Origin of the sequence: Stenotrophomonas sp. OVS01A (genome assembly GCF_019969775.1) — a bacterium.
Classification (GTDB): Bacteria; Pseudomonadota; Gammaproteobacteria; order Xanthomonadales; family Xanthomonadaceae; genus Stenotrophomonas; species Stenotrophomonas indicatrix.
Map to the genome: position 1 here is coordinate 937,110 of NZ_JAHXYV010000001.1, position 24,766 is coordinate 961,875.

General features: G+C 66.1%; 21 protein-coding genes and 1 pseudogene. 17 read left to right on the plus strand and 5 right to left on the minus strand.

Annotated elements, in window-relative coordinates; genetic code table 11:
* Positions 1-70 precede the first annotated feature (70 nt).
* Positions 71-373, plus strand: a complete 303-nt coding sequence (locus tag LC407_RS04480; RefSeq protein ID WP_025878824.1) for a hypothetical protein — start codon at positions 71-73, stop codon at positions 371-373.
* Between the two features lie 247 nt (positions 374-620).
* On the opposite strand, the gene htpG is transcribed toward LC407_RS04480, so the two are convergent.
* Complete coding sequence (gene htpG / locus LC407_RS04485; protein WP_059063809.1) at positions 621-2,513, minus strand: molecular chaperone HtpG; 1,893 nt, start codon at positions 2,511-2,513, stop codon at positions 621-623.
* Positions 2,514-3,126: 613 nt separating this feature from the next.
* On the opposite strand from htpG, the gene rsmD reads away from it, so the two are divergent.
* From rsmD to LC407_RS04515, 6 genes are all read left to right on the plus strand, one after another.
* Positions 3,127-3,723, plus strand: coding sequence for a 16S rRNA (guanine(966)-N(2))-methyltransferase RsmD (gene rsmD / locus LC407_RS04490; protein ID WP_312963498.1), 597 nt, complete (start codon positions 3,127-3,129; stop codon positions 3,721-3,723).
* 26 nt (positions 3,724-3,749) lie between these two features.
* Positions 3,750-4,259, plus strand: coding sequence for a pantetheine-phosphate adenylyltransferase (gene coaD / locus LC407_RS04495; protein WP_008267036.1), 510 nt, complete (start codon positions 3,750-3,752; stop codon positions 4,257-4,259).
* A 78-nt stretch (positions 4,260-4,337) separates the two neighbouring features.
* Entirely contained in the window at positions 4,338-4,829 is a 492-nt protein-coding gene (locus tag LC407_RS04500; protein WP_025878827.1) for a hypothetical protein, read from the plus strand.
* Between the two features lie 132 nt (positions 4,830-4,961).
* On the plus strand, positions 4,962-5,243 hold the full coding sequence (locus LC407_RS04505; protein WP_025878828.1) for a YfhL family 4Fe-4S dicluster ferredoxin: 282 nt from the start codon (positions 4,962-4,964) through the stop codon (positions 5,241-5,243).
* Positions 5,240-6,967 (plus strand): gamma-glutamyltransferase, encoded by a 1,728-nt coding sequence (gene ggt, locus LC407_RS04510; RefSeq protein ID WP_059063811.1) that lies wholly within the window; start codon positions 5,240-5,242, stop codon positions 6,965-6,967. The genes LC407_RS04505 and ggt overlap by 4 nt, the downstream gene beginning before the upstream one ends.
* 120 nt (positions 6,968-7,087) lie before the next feature.
* Positions 7,088-7,975, plus strand: a complete 888-nt coding sequence (locus LC407_RS04515) for an MBL fold metallo-hydrolase (RefSeq protein ID WP_025878830.1) — start codon at positions 7,088-7,090, stop codon at positions 7,973-7,975.
* 330 nt (positions 7,976-8,305) lie between these two features.
* Here LC407_RS04515 and LC407_RS04520 read toward each other — a convergent pair whose 3' ends face one another.
* Together LC407_RS04520 and upp are read right to left on the minus strand one after the other, a co-directional pair.
* Positions 8,306-8,599, minus strand: coding sequence for a PsiF family protein (locus tag LC407_RS04520; RefSeq protein WP_059063813.1), 294 nt, complete (start codon positions 8,597-8,599; stop codon positions 8,306-8,308).
* A 117-nt stretch (positions 8,600-8,716) separates the two neighbouring features.
* Positions 8,717-9,349 carry a uracil phosphoribosyltransferase gene (upp, locus tag LC407_RS04525; protein WP_025878832.1) on the minus strand — a complete coding sequence of 211 codons (633 nt, stop codon included), beginning with the start codon at positions 9,347-9,349 and terminating at the stop codon, positions 8,717-8,719.
* A gap of 153 nt (positions 9,350-9,502) precedes the next feature.
* On the opposite strand from upp, the gene LC407_RS04530 reads away from it, so the two are divergent.
* The 4 genes and pseudogenes from LC407_RS04530 to LC407_RS04545 form a co-directional block, all read left to right on the plus strand.
* On the plus strand, positions 9,503-12,061 hold the full coding sequence (locus LC407_RS04530) for a TonB-dependent receptor (RefSeq protein WP_059063815.1): 2,559 nt from the start codon (positions 9,503-9,505) through the stop codon (positions 12,059-12,061).
* On the plus strand, positions 12,061-13,179 hold the full coding sequence (locus LC407_RS04535; RefSeq protein ID WP_059063817.1) for a phytase: 1,119 nt from the start codon (positions 12,061-12,063) through the stop codon (positions 13,177-13,179). The genes LC407_RS04530 and LC407_RS04535 overlap by 1 nt, the downstream gene beginning before the upstream one ends.
* 53 nt (positions 13,180-13,232) lie before the next feature.
* Entirely contained in the window at positions 13,233-14,540 is a 1,308-nt protein-coding gene (locus LC407_RS04540; RefSeq protein WP_081323693.1) for a metallophosphoesterase family protein, read from the plus strand.
* A 10-nt stretch (positions 14,541-14,550) separates the two neighbouring features.
* Positions 14,551-14,685 (plus strand): annotated as a pseudogene (locus tag LC407_RS04545) (inorganic diphosphatase); the annotation flags it as partial.
* 105 nt (positions 14,686-14,790) lie between these two features.
* Here LC407_RS04545 and LC407_RS04550 read toward each other — a convergent pair.
* Entirely contained in the window at positions 14,791-15,372 is a 582-nt protein-coding gene (locus LC407_RS04550; protein WP_059063821.1) for a hypothetical protein, read from the minus strand.
* A 110-nt stretch (positions 15,373-15,482) separates the two neighbouring features.
* On the opposite strand from LC407_RS04550, the gene LC407_RS04555 reads away from it, so the two are divergent.
* Positions 15,483-16,898, plus strand: a complete 1,416-nt coding sequence (locus tag LC407_RS04555) for a deoxyribodipyrimidine photo-lyase (protein ID WP_223482258.1) — start codon at positions 15,483-15,485, stop codon at positions 16,896-16,898.
* A gap of 141 nt (positions 16,899-17,039) precedes the next feature.
* Positions 17,040-17,735 (plus strand): OmpA family protein, encoded by a 696-nt coding sequence (locus LC407_RS04560; RefSeq protein ID WP_025878838.1) that lies wholly within the window; start codon positions 17,040-17,042, stop codon positions 17,733-17,735.
* 183 nt (positions 17,736-17,918) lie between these two features.
* On the opposite strand, the gene LC407_RS04565 is transcribed toward LC407_RS04560, so the two are convergent.
* On the minus strand, positions 17,919-18,950 hold the full coding sequence (locus LC407_RS04565; RefSeq protein WP_025878839.1) for a LysR family transcriptional regulator: 1,032 nt from the start codon (positions 18,948-18,950) through the stop codon (positions 17,919-17,921).
* A gap of 147 nt (positions 18,951-19,097) precedes the next feature.
* On the opposite strand from LC407_RS04565, the gene LC407_RS04570 reads away from it, so the two are divergent.
* From LC407_RS04570 to LC407_RS04585, 4 genes are all read left to right on the plus strand, one after another.
* Complete coding sequence (locus tag LC407_RS04570) at positions 19,098-19,325, plus strand: hypothetical protein (protein WP_025878840.1); 228 nt, start codon at positions 19,098-19,100, stop codon at positions 19,323-19,325.
* Entirely contained in the window at positions 19,322-20,092 is a 771-nt protein-coding gene (locus tag LC407_RS04575; RefSeq protein ID WP_025878841.1) for an SDR family NAD(P)-dependent oxidoreductase, read from the plus strand. Before LC407_RS04570 ends, LC407_RS04575 begins: the two co-directional genes overlap by 4 nt.
* Positions 20,093-20,183: 91 nt before the next feature.
* Positions 20,184-21,407 (plus strand): efflux RND transporter periplasmic adaptor subunit, encoded by a 1,224-nt coding sequence (locus LC407_RS04580; protein ID WP_025878842.1) that lies wholly within the window; start codon positions 20,184-20,186, stop codon positions 21,405-21,407.
* 127 nt (positions 21,408-21,534) lie between these two features.
* Positions 21,535-24,705 (plus strand): multidrug efflux RND transporter permease subunit, encoded by a 3,171-nt coding sequence (locus tag LC407_RS04585; protein ID WP_025878843.1) that lies wholly within the window; start codon positions 21,535-21,537, stop codon positions 24,703-24,705.
* Positions 24,706-24,766 lie beyond the last annotated feature (61 nt).

The following is a 24,766-nucleotide window of genomic DNA, read 5'->3' on the forward strand; positions in this document are numbered from 1 at the left end:
ACTCAAGGTCGCAGCTACGCGGCCGTTAACCGGTCCGGAGGGCTGCGTTGGGTGGCCTGGAAGACCGCCGATGAACGATGTGACAGGTGTTGCGCTCAGCGGGATGCGTGCGGCCCAGCAGGGCGTGCAGGTGGCCGCGCACAATGTGGCCAACCTGGCGACCCCGGATGCGCCACGACTGCAACTGCAGCGCGATGCCGCAGCGCAGGGTGGGGTGGACACCCGCGTGACGTCCCATGGCGACACCGATCCGACCGCACCGCTGGGCGACCTGTTGGCTGCCAAGGCCGAGGTGGTGGCCTTCGCTGCCAATGCCGCGCTGATCCGCCGCGAGGACCAGATGCTGGGCTCGCTGCTGGATCGGCAGGCCTGATCCGACCGCATCTGGGATGGGTCTGATCCGACCGGCTCTGGTGCGTGCCTGATCCGACCGGCTCTGGTAGGTGCCAACCTTGGTTGGCACGCTTTTGCAGTCAAGCCCTGCTCGGCAGCTTTTCAAGCGCCAACCAAGGTTGGCATCTACCAGGCCAACAGCAGCGCCAACCAAGGTTGGCATCTACCGGGGCAATGGCGGTGCCAACCGAGGTTGGCACCACCAGGCCGGGCGATCCCGGCATCGGTCAGGCCGACAGCTCCAGCAGCAGCTTGTTCAGACGGGCCACATAGGCACCCGGGTCCTTCAGGCTGTCGCCGGCGGCCAGTGCGGCCTGGTCGAACAGCACCCGGCCCAGGTCGTCGAAACGTGCGCCATCGGCTTCGGCATCCAGCTTGGCGATCAGCGGATGACCCGGGTTGATCTCCAGCACCGGCTTGCTGTCGGGTACCTTCTGGCCGCTGGCTTCCAGGATCTGGCGCATCTGCAGGCCCAGGTCCTGTTCGCCGATGGCCAGCACCGCCGGCGAATCGGTCAGGCGGTGCGACACGCGCACTTCGGCCACGTCATCGCCGAGCACGTTCTTCAGGCGTTCGACCAGGCCCTGCTTGTCCTTGGCTGCGGCTTCCTGCTCCTGCTTGTCCGCTTCGCTCTCCAGCGCGCCCAGGTCGAGGTCGCCGCGGGCGATGTCGACGAAGCCCTTGCCGTCGAAATCGGTCAGGTAGCCCATCAGCCACTCGTCGATGCGATCGGTCAGCAGCAGGACTTCGATGCCCTTCTTGCGGAACACTTCCAGGTGCGGGCTGTTGCGCACCTGGCTGTAGCTCTCGCCGGTCAGGTAATAGATCTTGTCCTGGCCTTCGGCCATGCGGCCGATGTAGTCGGCCAACGAGACGGTCTGCGCATCGGCCTCGCCACGGGTGGAAGCGAAGCGCAGCAGGCCGGCGACCTTCTCACGGTTGTTGTAGTCCTCGGCCGGGCCCTCCTTCAGCACCTGGCCGAATTCCTTCCAGAACGTGGCGTACTGCTCGGGCTTGTCGCTGGACAGCTTCTCCAGCATGTCCAGCGAACGCTTGGTCAGCGCGGCCTTCATCGAATCGATGACCGGGCCGGACTGCAGGATCTCGCGCGAGACATTCAGCGACAGGTCGTTGGAATCGACCACGCCCTTGATGAAACGCAGGTACAGCGGCAGGAACTGCTCGGCCTGGTCCATCACGAACACGCGCTGCACGTACAGCTTCAGGCCCTTGGGCGCATCGCGATGGTACAGGTCGAACGGCGCGCGGCCCGGCACGTACAGCAGCGAGGTGTACTCCAGCTTGCCTTCGACCTTGTTGTGGCTCCACGCCAGCGGGTCGCTGTGGTCGTGGGCGACGTGCTTGTAGAACTCGGTGTACTCCGCATCGCTGATCTCGGTGCGCGGGCGGGTCCACAGCGCGCTGGCGCGGTTGACGGTTTCCCACTCGAGCGCGGCGCCTTCGTCGCCGCCTTCCTTGGGCATCTGGATCGGCAGGCCGATGTGGTCGGAGTACTTCTTGAGGATGCTGCGCAGGCGCCAGCCGTCGGCGAAGTCGTGCTCGCCGTCCTTCAGGTGCAGGACGATGCGGGTGCCGCGCTCGGCCTTGTCGATGGTAGCGACATCGAAATCGCCTTCGCCACGCGAGGTCCAGCGCACGCCTTCATTGGCGGCCAGGCCTGCGCGGCGCGAAGTGACTTCCACTTCGTCGGCGACGATGAAGGCGCTGTAGAAGCCGACGCCGAACTGGCCGATCAGCTGCGAGTCCTTCTTCTGGTCGCCGGACAGCTGGCGCAGGAAGTCGCCGGTGCCGGACTTGGCGATGGTGCCGAGGTGGGTGATGGCATCGGCGCGGCTCATGCCGATGCCGTTGTCTTCGATGGTGATGGTGTGGGCGGCCGGATCGAAGCTGACGCGCACGCGCAGCTCGCTGTCGCCTTCCAGCAGCTCAGGCTGGGTCAGGGCTTCGAAGCGCAGCTTGTCGGCGGCGTCGGCGGCATTGGAGACCAGCTCGCGGAGGAAGATCTCCTTGTTGGAGTACAGCGAGTGGATCATCAGCTGCAGCAGCTGCTTGACTTCGGTCTGGAAGCCAAGGGTTTCGGTCTGGGTCGTCTCGGTCATCGGGTAGGGCTCCATGTGCGGTGCCGCGCAAGCGCGTGCGGCCTCGCCAAGGGGTAGGGGTGATTGTCCCGAAATCAAGGGGTTGGTCGGCCGGGCTGCGCCCGGCACCCGCCGAGGCCAAAGCAACAGCAACAGCAACAGCAACAGCTGGCTCTGGGTTGTCTGTTTGCTTGGCGGGGCGATGTGGGTTGGCAGGACACGCCGTAAACCCTTCCATGGGGGCTCGTAGGCGCCATCCATGGCGCCTGCGGTCCTGCCAACCCACACCGCCCCGCCTCTGACAGTTTCCGGTGGCGGAGCCGACGGCTGGCTTCCGATCTCATCAAACCCTTCGATATCTGACAGATGTTCATCCACGCATGGCGTGGATCTACTGCAGATCGCAGGAAACTGTCGAAGGCGGGGTGGGTCCGGTTGCGGGGGCGTGAGCGCCATGGATGGCGCGACCGAGCCTCCATGGACGGATTTACGGCGGCCCCCGCAACCGGACCCACCCCGCCAATCCGCAGGAAGCCAGCCTTTGACGTTGCTTCGGCCGTTGCTTCGGCCTCTGCGGGTGCCGGGCGCAGCCCGGCCGAACTACAATCCCGCTCATGCTGAAATTCTCGAATGAATCTCGCCAGGGGCGCCTGTGAGCGGCCGCGGTGGCAACGAAGGCCAGGTGCGCATCATCGGTGGGCGCTGGCGCAATACCCGACTGCCGGTTCCGACCCTGCCGGGCCTGCGGCCCAGCAGCGACCGCGTGCGTGAGACCCTGTTCAACTGGTTGATGCCCAAGCTGGGCGGGGCGCGCGTGCTGGACCTGTTCGCCGGCAGCGGCGCGCTGGGGCTGGAGGCGGTCTCGCGGGGGGCCGCGCATGCCACCCTGGTCGAGCGCGACCCGCAGCTCGCGCGCAACCTGTCGGCGGCCGTGGCCAGACTGCAGGCGGGTGACGTCGTGACGGTCGCCCAGGCCGATGCGCTGCGCTGGCTGCAGGCCGCGCCGGCACAGCAGGCGGATCTGGTGTTCATCGACCCGCCGTTCGCCGATGGCCTGTGGCAGGACGTGCTGGCCCAGCTGCCGCGGCACCTGGCCGCCGATGCCTGGCTGTACCTGGAATCGCCGGCCAGCCACGTGCCGGTGCTGCCCCCGGAATGGCTGCTGCACCGCGATGGCGGCACCCGCGAGGTGCGCTTTGCCCTGTACCGCCGCGCCGCTGCTACACTTTGACCTCATCTGAACATCTGCTACCGCCCATGACCGTGGCCAACCGCCGCATCGCCGTCTATCCCGGCACGTTCGACCCCATCACCAATGGTCATATCGACCTGGTGAGCCGGGCCGCGCCGCTGTTTGAAAAGGTCGTGGTGGGCGTGGCGCAGAGCCCCTCGAAGGGACCGGCCCTGCCGCTGGAACAGCGCGTGCAGCTGGCGCGTGGCGCCCTGGGCCACCACAGCAACGTCGAGGTCATCGGCTTCGATACGCTGCTGGCCCATTTTGTGCGTTCGGTGCAGGGCGGTGTGCTGCTGCGCGGGCTGCGCGCGGTGTCCGACTTCGAGTACGAATTCCAGATGGCGAGCATGAACCGCCACCTGATTCCGGAGGTCGAGACCCTGTTCCTGACCCCCGCCGAGCAGCACAGCTTCATCTCGTCCTCGCTGGTCCGCGAGATCGCTCGCCTGGGTGGCGATGTGTCCGGCTTCGTGCCGGCCGCCGTGCTCGAGGCGCTGCGCAAGGTCCGCGAAGCGAAGTCGGCGCAGTCGTAAGCCCTGGCCAGCAGTAGATCCTGTAGCACCACGCATTCCATTACGCACACCAACACGCAACATTCCGGGAGGAAACCCATGAACAACACCATGCGCGCGATGCTGATCGCTTCGTTTGCCCTGGCTTTCACCGCCTGCAAGAAGGAAGAAGCCGCTCCGGTCGACGAAGCCAAGCAGGCGCTGGTCGCGCCGGCCAAGGAAGACGACGCAGGCTGGAAGAAGTACCTGCAGGAAGTGGCCATCCAGAACATGGGCAACATCACCAACAGCCCGTTCCTGTACTACCTGTCGCCGGAATCGGATCCGGACTTCCAGGCCAAGTACGAGCGCCAGACCGAAAGCGCGACCCAGGCCGTGGCCCGTGGCGTGCAGCCGGGCAACATGCTGGCCTTCGGTTCGTCGGCCTCGGGCAAGATGGCTGACATGATCCAGACCGTGTTCAAGGATGTCTCGCCGGATTCGATGAAGGGCGTGCGCGTCGTCTTCATCGGCCAGTCCGCCGACAACGCCCGCGTGCAGGCCGTGGTCCAGCCGACCGGTGCCGAGTACATTTTCGTCGAAGCCAAGTAAGACCGAGCCGAGGCGGTCGTGCTTCGGCACGGCCCGGGCGGCGCCCTGCGATGGGCGCCGCTGATGACCTGACCGGCCCGCGCGCCCGCGCAGGCCGGTCCTTGTCCCAAGGCGCGGGCGTGGAGTATCGCCATGTCGCTGAAAATCAATGAGCTCTGCGTCAACTGCGACGTATGCGAGCCCGCCTGCCCGAACCAGGCCATCACGATGGGTGAAACCATCTACGTGATCGACCCCGCCCGCTGTACCGAGTGCGTGGGCCATTTCGACGAACCGCAGTGCGTGGTCGTCTGCCCGGTCGAATGCATCGACCCCGATCCGGACATCGTCGAAACCGAAATCGAGCTGCTGGCCAAGTTGCGCCAACTGCAGCACGATCATCCCGAACTCTATGCGGAGCCCCCATCCGAATGAAGTCGTTCGCCCGCCCCCTGTTGCTGCTCGGCCTGCTGCTGAGTTCCGTCGCCTGGGCTGATGCCCCGGTCCGTGCCGAGCGCCCCGATGGCGCGGCCATCGCCAGCGGTCACGCCCTGGCCACCCAGGCCGGTGTCGACATACTGGCCCAGGGTGGCAACGCCTTCGACGCGGCGGTGGCAGTGTCCTCGACCCTGGCGGTGGTCGAGCCGATCAGCTCCGGCCTCGGTGGCGGCGGCTTTTTCCTGCTGCATGATGCGGCCACCGGCAAGGACGTGATGCTGGACGCGCGCGAGACCGCGCCGGCCGCGGCCACGCCGCAGGCCTTCCTCGACAAGAAGGGTGACCTGGACCGCGACCGCTCGGTCAACGGCCCGTGGTCGGCCGGCATTCCGGGCCTGCCGGCGGCGCTGGTCGAACTGTCGGCCAAGCACGGCAAGCTGCCGCTGTCAGCGTCGTTGCAGCCGGCGATCCGCATCGCGCGTGAAGGCTTCCCGGTGTACGACCGCATGGCCAAGGGCTATGCCTCGCGCCGTGAAGTGATGGAGCGTTATCCCGGTACGCGCGAGGTCTACCTGCGCAATGGCAAGCCGATCGCCACCGGTGACCTGTTCAAGCAGCCGGAACTGGCGCAGACCCTGGAGCGCCTGGCGGCCGGTGGCTTCGACGGCTTCTACAAGGGCCAGACCGGCAAGCTGCTGCTGGCCGGCGTGAAGCAGGCGGGCGGCAAGTGGACCGCCGAAGAGCTGGCCGGCTACCGCGTCAAGCAGCGCGCGCCGATCGTCTTCAACTACAACGGCTGGAAGATCACCACCGCACCGCCGCCGTCCTCCGGTGGCATCGCCCTGGCCAGCATGCTGCAGATCCTGGAAGGCTGGGACATCAAGCAGATGGATGCCGCGCACCGCACCCATCTGGTGGTCGAGTCGATGCGTCGTGCCTACCGTGACCGCACCTTCTTCCTCGGCGATCCGGATTTCGTGCAGATCCCGCAGAAGGTGCTGGCCAGCAAGGATTACGCGCAGGGCCTGCGCGCAACCATCCACCCGGAAAAGGCGACCCCCAGCGACCTGCTGTCGGGCAACCCGACGCCGCTGGAGGATGACGAGACCACCCATTTCTCGATCATCGACCGTGATGGCAACCGTGTCGGTGCCACCCAGACCGTCAACCTGCTGTACGGCTCCGGCCTGATTCCGAAGGGCACCGGCGTGCTGCTGAACAACGAGATGGACGACTTCGCGCTGAAGCCGGGAACGCCCAATGCCTTTGGCGTGATGGGCTACGCGGCCAACGCGCCGAAGCCGGGCAAGCGCATGCTCAGCTCGATGACGCCCACCTTCATGGAAAACGACGACAAGGTGATCGTGCTGGGCACGCCCGGCGGCAGCCGCATCATCACCATGGTGCTGCTGGGTATCCTGGGCTACGACGCTGGCCTGGATGCGCAGCAGGTCGCCGCGCTGCCGCGCTACCACCACCAGTGGCTGCCGGACCTGATCGAGGCGGAAAGCAATGCTTTCGACGCTGGCACCATCAAGCAGCTGCAGGCGATGGGCCACAAGATCGACCTGCCGGGCGAGGTCGCTGCCGGCGGCCGCGGCTCCAGCCACGTGTGGGGCAACCTGCAGACGGTGGAGTGGGACCGCAAGGCCAACAAACTGTTTGGCGGCAGTGACCCGCGCAACCCGGTCGGCAGTGCCCAGATTGTGCCGGCTCCCTGATCCGGCGGCAGCGCCGGGCCATGCCCGGCGGACGCAAACCTGAGAACCCCGCCCGCAACGGCGGGGTTTTTCATTTTCCCACTAGCGATTATTTAACGAGCGGCCACCGATAATTGCGTCATGAAACTATGGTCGATCCGCGGTAATACCCAACGCCTGGATGGCGGTGCAATGTTCGGCAACGCGCCGCGCGCGTTGTGGGAAAAGTGGGCAGCACCGGATGAGCTCAACCGCATCGAGCTGGCCTGTCGTGCGTTGTTGGCGAGCCCGCTGGAAGGCAAGACGGTGCTGTTCGAAACCGGCATCGGTGCGTTCTTCGAGCCGCGCATGCGCGAGCGCTATGGCGTGCAGGAAAGCCAGCATGTGCTGATCGATTCGCTGCGCGAAGCCGGCTTCGAGCACGAAGACATCGACGTGGTGGTGCTCAGCCATCTGCACTTCGACCACGCCGGCGGCCTGTTGGCCGCGTGGCACGAAGGCCGTGAACCGGAACTGCTGTTCCCCAATGCGACGTACGTGGTCGGTGCGCAGCATTGGCAGCGCGCGCTGCAGCCGCACCCGCGCGATCGCGCCAGCTTCATTCCAGAACTGCCGGGCCTGCTGCAGGCCAGTGGCCGCCTGGAAGTGGTGGACGGCGAGTATTCGAAGGTGCTCGGCCACAGCGTGCGTTTCAGTTACAGCGACGGGCACACGCCGGGGCTGATGCTGGCCGAGATCGTCGGGCAGGCACGCGCAGGCGAGGGGGCGCACGGCGGCGTGGTGTTCTGCGCCGATCTGATTCCGGGTCGCTCGTGGGTGCACGTGCCGATCACCATGGGGTACGACCGCAACGCCGAGCTGCTGATCGACGAGAAGCGACAGTTCCTGGAAGACAAGCTGGCGCGCAACGTGCATCTGTTCTTCACCCATGATCCGCAGGTGGCGCTGGCGCAGGTCGGGCGGGATGAGAAGGGACGTTTCGTGACGCTGCATGAGCAGGGCGAACTGAAGGCGCGCGCGCTGGGGTGAGGTTTGCCGGCAGGGCTGCGCCCTGCACCTGCCGAATCAACGGCAACAGCAACAGCGGGCTATCCGTGGGTGGCGGGGCGGTGTCGGATGGCGGGGACGCCGCAAGTACGTCCTTGTAGGCTTGGCAGCCGCATCCATGCGGCTGACACCCCGCAATCCGACACCGCCCCGCCTTCGACAGTTTTCCGGTGACGGATGGGACACCCGGTGGATCTTTCGGGGTCCGATCCCGTTGCTGCGCAATGGGCTCTGACCCCATTCGACGGACAGGTTCCAAGTGACGGTCAGTAGATCCACGCCATGCGTGGATGGGGCCTTTCTTCGCTGTTTTTACGAAGCCTTGAGGCAGCTGCTCATGAAGGTCTTGCGGGCGTCGCCGGCGAGCTTTTGGGTGGCGGCGTCTGCGTTGCACTTCTTCATGCGCTCCTGCGGCGTGGCAGGGGTTGCCGGTGCGGCTGCGTGCGAGCTCAGGCATGCGCTCTGCGCGGACTTGTAGGCGTCGCCTTTCAGCCCTTTGTTCTTTGCCGAACAGTCGGCCATGCGCTGCTGCTGTGGGGTGGCTGCGTTGGCGGAAATCGGGAGGCCGACCAGCAGGGCGGCGGCGAGCAGCAAAGAGGCTTTCATGGTGGCTCCAGGGCAGGGCGGGTGCGCGGAGCATTCGCCCGTTGCCGCAAAGCCGGCGTGAAGGTGCCTGGAGCAGGTGGAGCACTTCCTTTCGAAAGCGCTCCGACCCGGTCGATCTCAGCCCACGCGGGTACCGAAGATGCGGTCGCCGGCATCACCCAGACCCGGCAGGATGTAGCCCTTGTCGTTGAGCTGCGCATCGATCGCGGCGGTGTAGATCTCCACGTCCGGGTGCACGGCTTTCACCGCTTCGATGCCCTCAGGTGCGGCAACCAGGAAGATGCCCTTGATCCGGCGAGCGCCGGCGCGCTTGAGCATGTCGATGGTGGCGATCAGGGTGCCGCCGGTGGCCAGCATCGGGTCGAGGATCAGCGCGTCGCGCTCTTCCAGGCGGCCGGTCAGGCGCTCGAAGTAAGGCACCGGCTGCAGGGTTTCCTCATCGCGCTGCAGGCCGACTACGCTGACACGGGCGGCCGGGATCAGCGACAGCACGCCGCTGAGCATGCCCAGGCCGGCGCGCAGGATCGGCACCACGGTGATCTTGGCGCCGGCGATGCGCTGCACGGTGACCGGGCCGGACCAGCCCGGCAGGGTGTGCGGCTCGGTTTCCAGGTCGGCGGTGGCCTCGTAGGCCAGCAGCGTGCCCAGTTCGTTGGCCAGTTCGCGGAAATCCTTGGTGCTGAGCGCGGCGTTGCGCATCAGGCCGATCTTGTGCTGCACCAGCGGGTGGCGCACTTCGACGATCTTCATGGGAGGGTCTGGCAGAAGGGGAGGCCCCCATTTTAAGCGGAATGCGCGGTGGTGCCGAGCCGGGTCCGGCAGGCCAGGCTCCACCGGTGTCATGCCCATGCAACCTGCCGGACATACCGTGCTGACCCAATCTTTACACCGTTGGGGATAGCTGTGCAGAAGAAGAACACGTTGGGCCTGGCAATCAGCCTCTCGCTGCTGGTGACGGCCAGCCCGTCGGTGCTGGCGGCCGAAAACGCTGCCGCTGCCGTGGCAGGGGGTGCCGCCGCAGCGACCGATCTGGACCGCATCGAAGTGCGTGCACAGCTGGAATCGCAGGTACGCGCAGTCGACCTGAAGCGCAGCAGCGATGCCATCGAAGACGCCGTGTCCTCCGACGCGCTGGGCCAGTACCCGGACAAGAACGTGGCCGAGTCGCTGCAGCGCCTGCCGGGCATCAGCGTGACCCGCGACCAGGGGGAAGGCCGGTTCGTGGTGGTGCGTGGCCTGGATGCCAACCTCAACAGCGTCAGCGTCGACGGCATCGCCATCGGCACCCCGGAAGATTCCAGCCGCGCGGCGCCGCTGGATGTGATTCCGTCCGATTCGACCGAGCGCCTGCGCGTGGTCAAGTCGCCCACCCCGGACATGCCGGGCGACGCCATCGGTGGCGCGATCCTGGTTGAATCGGCCTCGGCCTTCGATCGTGACGGCCGCAGCCTGCGTGGCAAGATCGAAGCCAGCCACCAGCAGCTGTCCGGCGAAACCAGCCCGAAGGCGGCCTTCAACTACAGCGAAGTGTTCAACGACACCTTCGGCGTCGCGCTGGGCGTGAACTACCAGAAGCGCACGTTCGAATCGGACAACACCGAAGTGGAGTACGACGGCGAAGACGATGCCGCACCGGGCGACGTCACCGCGATCAACCTGCAGCACCGCAAATACGAAATCGAGCGCAAGCGCATCGGCGCCAACCTCAACCTGGACTGGCGCCCGAACGAGGACAGCAAGTACTACCTGCGTGCGCTGTACAGCCAGTTCGATGATGCCGAAACCCGCCAGCGGGTGATCTTCAACTTCGATGACGCCAAGATGGTGAAGACCGGTACCGACCAGTACCGGTTGGACGGCATGCCGAAGGATTCCATCGACAAGCGCATGCGCTACCGCACCAAGGAAGAGAACACCTTCGCGGCCAGCCTGGGCGGCGAGAACACGCTGACCAACGCCGTGGTCGATTACAAGGTTGGTTTCACCCGCACCGAAGAGCGGGTGAACGATGAAATGGAGGCGCGCTTCAAGCTCAACGGCAAGGCCTTCAACGGTACGCTGGACCAGAGCAGTCGAATGCCCAGCTACAGCTTCGACAATCCGCAGTGGCTGGACAACGCGAACTACGCGTTCGACCGCTTCGTGATTTCACCCAAGCAGGTGAACGACAAGGAGCACAGCGCACAGGTCAACGTCCGCTTCGACGGCGACAGCAGCAGCATCAAGTTCGGCCTGCTGGGGCGCTGGCGCGACCGCGACGTCAACGTCGACGAAAGCGAACTGCGCGTCGGCCCGAAGGTTGCCCTGTCCAGCTGGACCACCGGCTCCCCGGATCACCGCCACGGCACCCTGGGTGACGGCATGGATTCGGACGCGATGCGCGCGTACTGGGCGGCCAATCGCGGCCAGTTCAGTGCCCGCCCGCAGGATGCCGGCGCCAACGCGATGACCTCGCTGGAAGAGGACTACACCGCCAGTGAAGACATCTTCGCCAGCTACGCCATGGGGACCTGGGATGTCGGTGCGCTGCGCATCATCGGTGGCGTGCGTGTGGAGAACACGCGCTTCAGGGCCGAAGGCAACCAGGTCGATGTGGCGGCCAACGGCCGAAGCTACACCGTAACCCCGCGCGTGGCCAACAGCAGCTATACCAACGTACTGCCGGGCCTGCACCTGCGCTATGACGCGGCCGATGACTGGGTGCTGCGCGCCTCGGCCAACAAGACCGTTTCGCGCCCGTCCTTCGGCGATATCTCGCCGCGCGTCGGCTACAGCCGCGGCGACGAGGAAGTGCGCCTGGGCAATCCTGAGCTGGACCCGTACGAGTCGAAGAACATCGACCTGTCGGTGGAGAAGTACCTCGGCAGCACCGGCATCGTTTCGCTCGGTCTGTTCCACAAGTCCATCGACGGCTATATCGTCGAGACGGTGCGCACCAATGATCCGGCCTATGGTGGTTTCGACGTGACCCAGCCGATCAATGGCCGCAAAGCCACCGTGCGTGGTGCGGAGCTGAACTGGCAGCAGCAGCTGGCCTTCCTGCCCGCCGGCCTGGACGGCCTGCTGGTGGGCGCCAGCGGCACCTGGCTGGATACCGGATTCGACGCTGGCATCGAGGATCGCGCCGGTGAGGATTTCACCCTGCCGCGTGCCTCCAAGCACGTGTACAGCGCCCACATCGGCTATGAAAAGTACGGCCTGAGCACCCGTCTGGCGGCGGTGTACCGCAGCGAGTACCTGGACAGCATCGGCAAGGGCCGTGCGTTCGACATCTACGTCGCGCCCAACACCCAGCTGGACTTCTCGCTGGACTACAAGTTCAACGCGAACGTAAGCGTGTACTTTGAAGCGCAGAACCTGCTGGACAAGCCCCTGGAGCTCTACCAGGGCACGCGCTCGCGCACCCTGCAGATGGAGGAATATGGCCGCACCTACGCCGTGGGCCTGAAGGTGGCGCTGTGATGGCGCGTTGCATGACCCTGATGGCGGCCTCGCTGGCAGCCGTTCTTGCCGCCGGCTGCACGCCGGCCGCGGACAAGGCGCCGGCAGCGGCTGCAGCGACCGGCGCTGTGGCACCGGTCGAGCGCAACGTGGCGACCATCGCCGAGGCCTTCCTGACCCCGATGACCCCGGCCGACAACATCGATTCGCCCGCGTCCTGGCAGGCGCCGGATGGCAAGACCTGGCTGATCGCCACGGCCAAGACCACCGACAAGCTGGTGGTCTACGACGGCAGCAACGGCCAGCACCTGCGCGACGTCGGCAGCACCGGCACCGGCCTGGGCCAGTTCGATCGTCCCAACGGCATCGCGGTGATCGATGACCTGCTGTGGATCGTCGAGCGCGACAACCACCGTGTGCAGGTGCTTTCGCTGCCGGACTTCACTCCGTTGGCCACCTTCGGTGCCGACGACCTGCGCAAGCCCTACGGCCTGTGGGTGGACCGCCGTGCCGATGGCTACAGCGTCTACGTCACCGACTCCTGGGACAACGGCGAGGACGCACAGGGCAAGGACATCCTGCCGCCGCTGGCTGAGCTGGACAAGCGCGTGCGCCAGTACCACGTGTCCCGCGATGGCACGAAGGTGCAGGCAACACTGTCGGCCAGCATCGGTGATACCAGCGAAGCCGGCGCGTTGCGTGTGGTCGAATCGATCTGGGGAGATCCGGCCAATGATCGCCTGCTGATCGCCGAAGAGGACGAAAGCTACGCCAGCGAATTCAAGGTCTACACCCTGGCGGGGCGCTTCACCGGCACCACCTTCGGTCGCGACGTGTTCAAGGCGCAGGCCGAAGGCGTGATGCTGCGCACCTGCGGCAAGGACGGCTGGTGGATCACCACCGAGCAGGGCAAGCAGCGCAGCGTGTTCCATCTGTTCGACCGCCATACGCTGAAGCCGGTGGGTGCGTTCCAGGGCAATACCGTGGCCAACACCGATGGCATCTGGATGATGCAGCAGCCGACGCCACGCTTCCCGCACGGTGCCCTGTATGCGGTGCACGATGACCAGGGTGTGGTGGCCTTCGACTGGGAGAGCATCGCCAAGCAGTTGGCCCTGCCGCTGGAGTGTGGCTCGTGAGCGCGCGTTTGGTGCGCTTGCTTGCGATCGGGCTGCTGCTGGCATTGCCATCGATGGCGACGGCTGCGGCCGAGCCCAATACGCAGGTGCCGTCGGGCAGCCGCTACTACGCGGCCACACCGGTGCCGGACCGCATCGTTGCCTCTCCATCGGTCGACCCCAGCCACGGCTTTGCAGTGGCCTGGCGCACCGATGGCAGCGTGCAGTCGCCGCTGCTGGAAATCGCACGGGCCGACGATTCGCCGGCCATCGAGGGCATCGTCCAGGTGCGCGCGAAGACCCAGGTGCTGCAGACCGAGAACGGCCTGTCGCATCATCATCGCGCCGACATCGATGGTTTGCAGCCGGACACCCTGTATGTCTACCGCGTACAGGGCAATGGCAGCTGGAGCGCGTGGAACCAGCTGCGTACGCTGGCCGCTGCCGACCAGCCGCTGACCCTGCTGTATTTCGGCGATACCCAGAACAAGAACGTCAGCCATGTAAGCCGCGTGGTGCGGGCTGCACAGAAGGCCGCGCCGGATGCACGGATCAGTCTGTTTGCCGGCGACCTGGTCAGCGGTGGCGACAACATGGACGACAGCGAATGGGGCGAATGGTTCGCCGCCACCAGCTGGCTGGCACAGGAGACGCTGGTGGCGCCGGCGATCGGCAACCACGAGTACTTCGAGGAATTCGAGGACACGCCACAGGAGCGCCGTGTGCTGGGCCGCCATTGGCCGGTGACCTTCGCCCTGCCGGGCAACGGTGCCAGCGCGGCGGCGGGTACCAGCTACTGGTTCGACGCACAGGGCGTGCGCGTGGCCGTGGTCGATGGCACGTCGGCGCTGGATCTCGGTACCGCCAAGGCGCAGGCACAGTGGTTGGACAAGGTGCTGTCCGGCAACCGGCAGCCGTGGACGATCGTGCTGCTGCACCAGCCGTTCTATTCGCCGCGCGAGGGCCGCGAGAATGCTGCCCTGCGCAAGGTGCTGCTGCCGGTGGTGCGCCGTCACAAGGTGGATCTGGTACTGCAGGGGCATGACCATACCTACGGCCGTCGCGGCGAAGGGCAGGCGGCAACACCGCAGTACGTTGTGACAGTGGCTGGACCGAAGCAGTACCGCCTGTCGGACGAGGCACGCAGGACGATGGACCCCGTGGGCGAAGACACCCAGCTGTTCCAGGTGTTGCGCATCGATCCGCAGCGCCTTCGCTACGAGGCCCGCACGGTGACCGGGCGCCTGTACGACGCCTTCGAGCTGAAGCGCGATGACAATGGCGGCAAGCAACGGGTGGAGCAGCGAGAGGGACGGATCACGCCGCGTGACTGCGCGCGTGCCCAGACCGCCAAGGGCCGCACCGACCGGTGCTGGGAGTGAGGAACGACCGATGAGCACGCGCCCGCGCCTCGTTCCGATGGCCGCCATTGCCGTTGCCCTGCTGCTGGTGGTGGGCGCGGTGGCTGCTGCCGATACCGTACTGCACCCGTTCCTGGCCGCTCAGCCGGAGCAGGTGCCGCAGGAAAGAACGACGGACGGGTGATCAGCGAAGCGATGCAGCAGTCCAGAAGTGGATCCATGCCACGCGTGGATTGAACCTTTCCGTGCACCATCCGCGCATGGCGTGGCTCTACTGCATCGCGTCCAGGAACAGTTCTGCTTCATCCGTGCTGCCCAGCACCACAGCGACAGCGCGCAGCGCCGCTTCGCGATGAACCGGACGGATCCCGCCATCATCGTCATCGCTGTACAGATCCTCATCGGCATCGAGGTAAACGCTGCCGGCCGCAGCCAACGCGGCCATCAGGGTCGGCACGTCGGCGGCGAACCCGCCGGCGTCCCAGTGGCCCGCACCATGACGGGCGAACAGTACGCGGCCGTCGTCGATGTCGAGGATGAGGGGATCGGCGCCACGGTCGGCGATCACCAGCCACTGCGCCGGCCAATCGCTGATCGGTTCGCCATCGTTGCCGTTCCAGCGATAGCCTGCCTGGTAGGCCCACAGGCGCTGCAAGGGCGGTATCCACACCTCAAGGCCTGGAATGGTGATGCCGCAGGGGCCTTTTGCAGGATTGAATACCTCGCCGAACGGGCCGACGTGTGCGTAGAATCCGGCCAGCACGTCCGGCAGCGGGAACGGCCCCTGCCACGCGTCGGCGGATTGCGGTTGCAAGGGGCCGAAGCGGGCAAACGTGGCGCGAAGATCATCCATGACGAGGGCCGGGCGGAAGCGGAAGAGCGCGCAGCCTAGCAGCCGGTCGCACGCATCGCCTTCACCGTCACTGGCTATCATGGCCGCCCAGCAACTGAGAGGCAGTGCACGTGTCGGTAGCGTTGGTATGGTTCCGTCGGGACCTGCGGTTGCAGGACAATCCGGCGCTGCAGGCGGCGCTGGAAGCGGGTCACGATGTGGTGCCGGTGTACATCCACGCGCCGCACGAAGAGGGCGAGTGGGCGCCGGGCGCGGCCTCCAATGCATGGCGCCATCGTTCGCTGGCAGCGCTGGACGCCGACCTGCGTGCACGGGGTTCATCGCTGGTGCTGCGTGCCGGTGACAGCCTGCCTGCCCTGCAGGCGTTGATCGAGCAGACCGGCGCTGAAGCGGTGTACTGGAACCGCAAGTACGAACCGGCCACGCAACCGCGCGATGCCGCCATCAAACGCACGCTGCGCGAGCAGGGCATCGATGCGCAGAGCTGCAACGGCAGCCTGCTGTTCGAGCCCTGGGACATCGCCACCCAGCAGGGGCAGCCCTACAAGGTATTCACTCCGTACTGGCGCAACGTACTCAGCCACTGGCGTTTGCCCGCCTTGCAGGCTGCACCGGAGACGCTGCCGGCGCACACGGTCGACAGCCTTGCGCTGGATACGCTGCAACTGGCGCCCACGCTTCACTGGGATACCGGGTTCTGGGAACTCTGGCAGCCGGGCGAGAGTGGTGCGCTCGAGGCGTTGTCCGTGTTCGAGGATGGTGCGCTGCGCGGCTATCGCGAGCAGCGCGACCTGCCGGACCGGGTCGGTACCTCGCGGCTGTCGCCGCACCTGCATTTCGGCGAAATCGCGCCGTGGCGCATCGCCCACGCGCTGGAAGGCCTGCGCAGTGCCGGTACCGATGCTGACATCGATGGCTACCTGCGCCAGCTTGGCTGGCGTGACTTCGCCCATCACCTGCTGCACCACTTCCCGAAGACGCCGACCGACAACCTCAATCCACGCTTCGATCGCTTCCCGTGGGCCAGCCCCAGTGCCGCCCAGCTGCACGACTGGCAGCGCGGCAATACCGGCGTCCCCATCGTCGATGCTGGTCTGCGCGAGCTCTGGCATACCGGCTACATGCACAACCGGGTGCGGATGATCGTCGCCAGCTACCTGTGCAAACACCTGCGTGCGCATTGGCTGCACGGTGCGCACTGGTTCTGGGACACACTGGTGGATGCCGACCTGGCCAACAACACGATGGGCTGGCAGTGGGTGGCCGGCACCGGTGCCGACGCGGCTCCGTATTTCCGCGTGTTCAATCCCGTCACACAGGCCGAGAAGTTCGATCCGCAGGCGCGCTACATCAGCCGCTGGGTGCCTGAGCTGGCGGCGCTGCCGGTGAAAGCGCGGTTCGCTCCATGGCAGCATCCGCACCTGCTGGCCGAACGCGCGCCGGGCTACCCACGCACGCCGCTGGTGGACCTCGCCGCTGGCCGGGATGCCGCTCTGGCCGCCTACCGTCAGTCGGCGGCGGGGTAAAGCGCTGGCTGAGCGGTCCAGACAGCTAGCTGAACACGCCCCTGTCGACCGGCGTGATCATCATCCCGACATCGCGTCCGGCTGTTTATCCTCGTTGCCGCCCGCAAGCCGCCGGCCCGACCGGAAACCAAGGAGAACACCATGATCCGCAACACCACCCGCAACGTCGCACTGGCCCTGATGAGTGCGGCCGTCCTGTCGGCCTGCGCCACCGGCGGCTCCTATGTGCAGAGTGATCCGTACGGCAACCCGACCGAGCAGCAGAACCGCACCGGCCGCAATGCCCTGATCGGTACCGCCATCGGCGTGGCCGCGGGCCTGCTGTCCGGCGACAGCGCGACCGAGCGTCGCCAGCATGCGCTGATCGGCGCGGGCATTGGCGCACTCAGTGGCGCCGCGGTGGGCCAGTACCAGGATCGCCAGGAGCGCGCGCTGCGCGAGCGCACCGCCAACACCGGCATCGACGTCGAGCGACAGGGCGACAACATCATGCTGAACCTGCCCGACGGCATCACCTTCGACTTCGGCAAGTCGGCACTGAAGCCGCAGTTCTACGGCTCGCTCAATGGCGTTGCCGGCACCCTGCGTGACTACAACCAGACCATGATCGAAGTGGTCGGCCACACCGACAGCATCGGCAGCGACGCGGTCAACAACCGCCTGTCCAAGGAGCGTGCTGATTCGGTGGCGCAGTACCTGATCGGCCAGGGCGTGCAGAGCGTGCGCATCGAAACCCTGGGCGCGGGCAAGGCCTACCCGATCGCTGACAACAGCACCGATGCCGGCCGTGCCAAGAACCGCCGCGTCGAGATCCGCGTGATTCCTCTCAAGCAATAACGCGCAGCGTTATCGCTGTTCCGGCGCAGCCGGAACGAAAATGCCGCCCTAGCAGGCGGCATTTTCTGTAGGTGCCGAGTGTGCTCGGCACGCCGATAGCCCATGTGGAGAGCCGTGCCGACCAAGGTCGGCATCTACCGGAGGCCATCCAGGAGAGCAGGGTACAGGCGGCATCGCTGCAGCTTACGCCGCCGAAGCAGCCACCTTTTCCAGGATCCGCTTGCCGCTGCTCGCCAGCGCCGCTTCTTCCTGTTCCTGCTGCTGCCGCGCCAGCTTCGCACCGGGGCACTGCGCCAGCATGTAGTTGGCATCGAAGTTGAGCTTCTCCACCAGGAAATCGACGAACGCGCGCACCTTCGGCGACACCAGGCGGCCACCGGCGAACACCGCATTGAAATCCACTTCGGGCCCGGTCCAGCCGGCCAGCACGCGGCGCACCATGCCCGACTCGACGAATGGCTTGGCCATCACGTCGCCGGTCAGCAGCAGACCTTCGCCGCACACCAGCGCGCCATTCAGCGCAGACATGTCGTTGGCCGTCATCAGCGGCGTCACCGGGAAGTCGCGCAGCTCGCCACCGTTCTCGCCCAGCTGCCAGGTAAAGCGCGGCGAATTGCCGGTGTGGTACGGCTTGCGCATGGCCAGGATGCGGTGGAACTGCAGCTCTTCCGGATGCAGCGGCTCGCCGTAGCGCTCGATGTAGGCCGGGCTGGCGAACACCTGCGTGCGCAGGCTGCCGAGCTTGCGCGCCACCAGGTTGGAATCGGGCAGGGCACCCACGCGCAGGGCAAGATCGGCCTCACCGGCGATCAGGTCCAGCTTCTCGTTGCCCATGTGCATGTCCAGGCGGATTTCCGGGTACTGCGCATGGAACTGGCCCAGCAGCGGTGCGATCCAGGTGATGCCGATCGAATAGGGCACGGTGAAGCGCAACCATCCGCGTGGACCAGACTGCAGCTGGCTGACCGCGCTTTCGGCTTCTTCAAGTTCGCGCGCGATGCGCTGGCAATGCTCGTGATAGATCGAGCCGGCTTCGGTGAGGCCGAGGCGGCGCGTGGTCCGGTGCAGCAGGCGCGCACCCAGGCGCGTCTCAAGTTCCTGCACTTTGCGGCTGACCGTGGTCTTGGGCAGGCCGAGCGATTTGGCAGCCGCGATGAAGCTGCCTTGCTCGACCACTTTGACGAAGATCAGCGTCTCGTTGAGATCGTGGGACATGGTCAGGGATCCTGGACGTCGGGGATGGGGCAATCGTGACAGAACGATTGGACCGGGGACGGGATGATTATTCCCCTTAATCAGGACTAATCAAGTAGGGGTTTGAGGTCTATCGTGGCGCCATTCGCTAATTGGAGCCCGTCCGCCATGAGCCTGCGCAACATTCTTGCCCGCTTCCGGATTGCCGGCCAGAACGCCCTGGACCTGGCAATGACCGTTGAATCCCGTCCCAGCTCCTTGGTTAACAAGGATTTTCGGGAGTTTACCGCGCCCATGCGTCAGCAGCGTGGCGGTGCCTTGCACCTTGCTTCACACAAGGGTGACCGACTGCGCCGAATCGGGACTATCCCGGATTTGGGAGGAAATGTCCCGTGAATGGGATTCTGACGCCCGAGGTCCTGGTTCTCGGCGGCACCGGTGCCGTGGGCCAGGGTGTGGTCGGCGCATTGCTGGAGGCCGGCAGCCCCGTGCTGGTGGTCGGCCGCGATCCCGGCCGCCTGGCGGCGTTGCACGAGCAGTTCGCCGATGAGCCGGGCCTGCAGACGATGCTGGGCTCGCTCAGCGACGACAGTTCGGCACGTGCGCTGGCCGAACGCGTGGCGCAGCGCCCGCGCCCGCTGGCAGCGGTGGTTGCCGCGATGGGCGGCCCGTACAACCGTGGCCGCGTGGTCGAGCGTGGCGGTGACGCCCTGTCGGCGGCATTGCAGGCGGACCTGATGCCGCATGTGCACGCAGTGCACCACCTGCTGCCGCTGCTGCAGGACAACGTGCATGCTCGCCGCTACGTGATGATCGGCAGCCCGGCCGGGCTCAAGCCCTGGGCAGGCTATGGCGAGACCTCGATCACCACCGCCGCGCTGCGCATGTACGCGCAGGTGGTGCACCAGGAAGCGCAGGCCGTAGGCGTACGCGCGCAGATGCTGGAAGTGTGCAGTCCGGTCTGCACGCCGGCCAACGCTGCCAACGCCTGTATTGAATGGCCGAGTTCACTGCTGGTCGGTCGCCGCGTGGTGTCCCTGCTCGACGGGTGCCGCGACAACCGCGCAATCGTCCGTTGCGACAGCAGTGATGCCGAACTGCCACGCGGCCTGCTGCACCTGGAAATACCGCCGCTGTGGCGCGACACCGCAGGCGTTGCTTGACCTCGACTTTGGTTGAGGTCGCAGGATACGCCGCCGAAAGTTGATAGCAATTCTCAAATAGCTGTACCACCCCTCCGTACGGATGCATGCCATGACTTCCCCCAATACCACTCCACATCGTTTCGGTCATCGCATCGCGATGGCTGGCGTGTCGATCCTCGCTGCCGCCGTCCTGGCGGCCTGCAGCGGTGGCCATGCCGAAGAAGCCGGCGCGCCGCCCCCGCCGCAGGTCTCAGCTGCCCCCGTGCTGCTCAAGCAGGTCAGCCAGTGGGATGAATTCAGCGGTCGCGTCGAGGCCGTGCAGAGCGTCGAGCTGCGCCCGCGCGTGTCCGGCTACATCGACAAGGTCAACTACGTTGAAGGCGAAGAAGTGAAGAAGGGCGCCGTCCTGTTCACCATCGATGCCCGCAGCTACCAGGCCGAGTACGACCGCGCCAACGCCGAACTGGCCCGTGCGCGCACCCAGGCGGTGCTGGCCCGCAGCGAGTCCGAGCGTGCCAAGCGCCTGGCCGAACAGCAGGCGATTTCCACCGAGACCGCCGAACAGCGTCGTGCGGCCGCCGACCAGTCCGGTGCGGCAGTGCAGGCTGCGCAGGCCGCGGTGGATGCCGCCCGCCTCAACCTGGAGTTCACCAAGGTGCGTGCGCCGATCGACGGCCGTGCCGGCCGGGCGATGGTCACCGCCGGCAACCTGGTCACCGCTGGCGACAGCGCCAGCGTGCTGACCACGCTGGTCTCGCTGGATACGGTGTTCGTGTACTTCGATGCCGACGAAAGCACCTTCCTGCGCTACGCGCAGATGGCACGCAAGGGCGAGCGCCCGAGCGAGCGCGACAGCGAGCTGCCGGTGAAGATCGGCCTGTCCGGTGAAGAAGGCTACCCGCACTCGGGCAAGGTCGACTTCCTCGACAACCAGGTGACCCGCAGCACCGGCACCATCCGCGTCCGCGCACTGCTGGACAACGCCGATCGCCAGTTCACCCCGGGCCTGTTCGCCCGCGTGCAGCTGCTCGGCAGCGGCCAGTTCCAGGCCATGCTGATCGACGACAAGGCCGTGCTGACCGACCAGGACCGCAAGTACGTCTATGTGGTCGACAAGGATGGCAAGGCCCAGCGCCGTGACATCCGCCTCGGCCGCACCGCCGAAGGCCTGCGCATCGTCGAGCAGGGCCTGGCCGCCGGTGACAAGGTGATCATCGATGGCGTGCAGAAGGTCTTCATGCCCGGTATGCCGGTGCAGGCGAAGGCGGTGGCGATGCAGCCCACCGCTGCGCCGGCGCCGGGTCGCGATGCAACTGCCGCACTGAACCACTGATCCGCCGGCTCCTGATCCGCGTCCCCGCTTAGCTGCCGGTGCCAGCGGCAGCCGTCACTGCCTTCGCCAGATTGGCGAGGGGCAGGGCGGCTGTTGCCCGCCGACGGCCTTTTCCAGGAATTCTTCCATGGACTTTTCCCGTTTCTTCATCGACAGGCCGATCTTCGCGGCGGTGCTGTCGATCGTGATCTTCGCCGCAGGCCTGATCTCGATTCCGATGCTGCCCATCGGTGAGTACCCCGAAGTGGTGCCGCCGTCGGTGGTCGTACGCACGGTCTACCCGGGCGCCAACCCGAAGGTGATCGCCGAAACCGTGGCCACCCCGCTGGAGGAGGCCATCAACGGCGTTGAGGGCATGATCTACCTCAAGTCGGTGGCCGGTTCCGACGGCGTGCTGCAGATGACCATCACCTTCCGCCCGGGCACCGACCCGGACGAAGCGGCGGTGAAGGTGCAGAACCGCGTTGCCCAGGCCCAGGCGCGACTGCCCGAGGACGTGCGCCGGCAAGGCGTGACCACCCAGAAGCAGTCGCCCACCTTCCTGATGGTGGTGCACCTGACCTCGCCCAACGGCAAGTACGACACCCTGTACCTGCGCAACTACGCCCGCCTGCACGTCAAGGACGCGCTGGCACGTATCCAGGGCGTCGGCGACGCGCAGATCTTCGGCGGTGGTGACTATGCCATGCGCGCCTGGCTGGACCCGGACAAGGTGGCCGCGCGCGGCCTGACCGCCAGCGATGTGGTGCGCGCCATGCGCGAGCAGAACGTGCAGGTCTCGGCCGGCCAGCTCGGCGCCGAGCCGATGCCCAACAGCCAGTTCCTGACCCTGATCAATGCCCAGGGCCGCCTGCGCAGCGAGCAGGAGTTCGGCGACATCGTGCTCAAGAGCGGCACCGACGGTGAAGTGGTGCGGCTGGCGGACGTGGCCCGGGTCGAACTGGGTGCCGGTGACTACACGCTGCGCTCGCAGCTGGACGGCAAGAACGCGGTGGGTATCGGTATCTTCCAGGCCCCCGGCGCCAATGCGCTGGAGATCCGCGATGCGGTGATGGCCAGCATGGACGAGATGCAGAAGACCATGCCGGCCGACGTGAAGTACGAAGCGGTGTATGACACCACCATCTTCGTGCGCGACTCGATCAAGGCCGTGGTCTCCACCCTGCTGGAAGCCATCGCGCTGGTGGTGCTGGTGGTGATCCTGTTCCTGCAGACCTGGCGTGCTTCGATCATCCCGCTCATCGCGGTGCCGGTGTCGATCGTCGGTACGTTCGGCGCGCTGTACCTGCTGGGCTTCTCGATCAACACGCTGAGCCTGTTCGGCCTGGTGCTGGCGATCGGCATCGTGGTCGATGACGCGATCGTGGTGGTGGAAAACGTTGAGCGCAACATCGAAGAAGGCTTGACCCCGCTGGCCGCTGCGCATCAGGCGATGCGCGAAGTGTCCGGGCCGATCATCGCCATCGCGCTGGTGCTGTGTGCGGTGTTCGTGCCGATGGCGTTCCTGTCGGGCGTCACCGGTCAGTTCTACAAGCAGTTCGCGGTCACCATCGCCATCTCCACGGTGATCTCGGCGATCAACTCGCTGACCCTGTCGCCGGCCCTGGCGGCCCGCCTGCTCAAGCCGCATGGCGCGCCGAAGGATGCCCCGACCCGCATCATCGACCGTCTGTTCGGCTGGGTGTTCCGTCCGTTCAACCGCTTCTTCAAGTCCAGCTCTGAAAAGTACGAGCGTGGCGTGTCGAAGATCCTCGGTCGTCGTGGTGCGGTGTTCGTGGTGTATGCGGTGCTGCTGGTCGGTACCGGCTTCATCTTCAAGCTGGTGCCGCCGGGCTTCATTCCGACCCAGGACAAGCTGTACCTGATCGCCGGCGTGAAGCTGCCGGAGGGTTCGTCGATCGCGCGTACCGATGAAATGCTGCGCAAGGTCGCCAAGATCGCCCAGGAAACCGACGGTGTGGCTCACACCATTTCGTTCCCGGGCCTGAATGCCCTGCAGTTCACCAACACGCCCAACACCGGTGTTGCGTTCATTCCGCTCAAGCCGTTCAGTGAGCGCCATGGCCGCACCGCGGCGCAGATCAATGCGGAGATCAACCAGAAGATCGCAGGCCTGCAGGAAGGGTTCGCCTTCGCCATGATGCCGCCGCCGATCCTCGGCCTCGGTAACGGCAACGGCTACCAGATGTTCATCCAGGACCGTGGCAACCTCGGCTATGGCGCATTGCAGAACGCGGTGCAGTCGATGCAGGGTGCGGTTGCACAGACCCCGGGCATGGCCTTCCCGATCACCAGCTACCAGGCCAACGTGCCGCAGCTGGATGCCGAGGTGGACCGTGTCAAGGCGAAGGCCCAGGGCGTACAGCTGACCGAGTTGTTCGATACGCTGCAGACCTACCTGGGTTCGGCCTACGTCAACGACTTCAACCAGTTCGGACGTACCTGGCAGGTGATCGCGCAGGCCGATGGCCAGTTCCGTGACAGCGTCGAAGACATCGGCAAGCTGCGGACCCGCAACGACCGTGGCGAGATGGTGCCGATCGGCTCGATGGTCACCGTCAAGGAAACCTACGGTCCGGACCCGGTACTGCGCTTCAACGGCTACCCCGCCGCTGACCTGGCCGGTGAAGCCGACCCGCGTGTGCTGTCCTCGGCCGAAGCGATGAACAACCTCACCGCCATCGCCGCCAAGGTGCTGCCGGTGGGCATGGCTACCGAATGGACCGACCTGAGCTACCAGCAGGCGACCCAGGGCAAGGCGGCCTTCATCGTGTTCCCGGTGGCGATCATGCTCGCCTTCCTGGTGCTGGCCGCGCTGTACGAAAGCTGGTCGCTGCCGCTGGCGGTGATCCTGATCGTGCCGATGACCCTGCTGTCCGCGCTGTTCGGCGTGTGGATGACCGGCGGCGACAACAACGTGTTCGTGCAGGTCGGCCTGGTGGTGCTGATGGGCCTGGCGTGCAAGAACGCGATCCTGATCGTCGAGTTCGCCAGAGAGCTGGAAATGGGCGGCAAGGGCATCGTCGAAGCGGCACTGGAAGCCTGCCGCCTGCGTCTGCGCCCGATCGTGATGACCTCCATCGCCTTCATCGCCGGCACCGTGCCGCTGGTGCTGTCGCATGGCGCTGGCGCCGAAGTGCGCTCGGTGACCGGCATCACGGTGTTCGCCGGCATGCTGGGCGTGACCCTGTTCGGCCTGTTCCTGACCCCGGTGTTCTACGTGGCACTGCGCAAGTTCGTCACCCGCAACGGTGGTGGCCAGCTGGTGCAGCACGGCGAGCCGACCATCCACCACTGACATGGAAAACAGCGGCGCCGGCAATCACCGGCGCCCGCTTCCCCCTACCAAGGCAACGAAT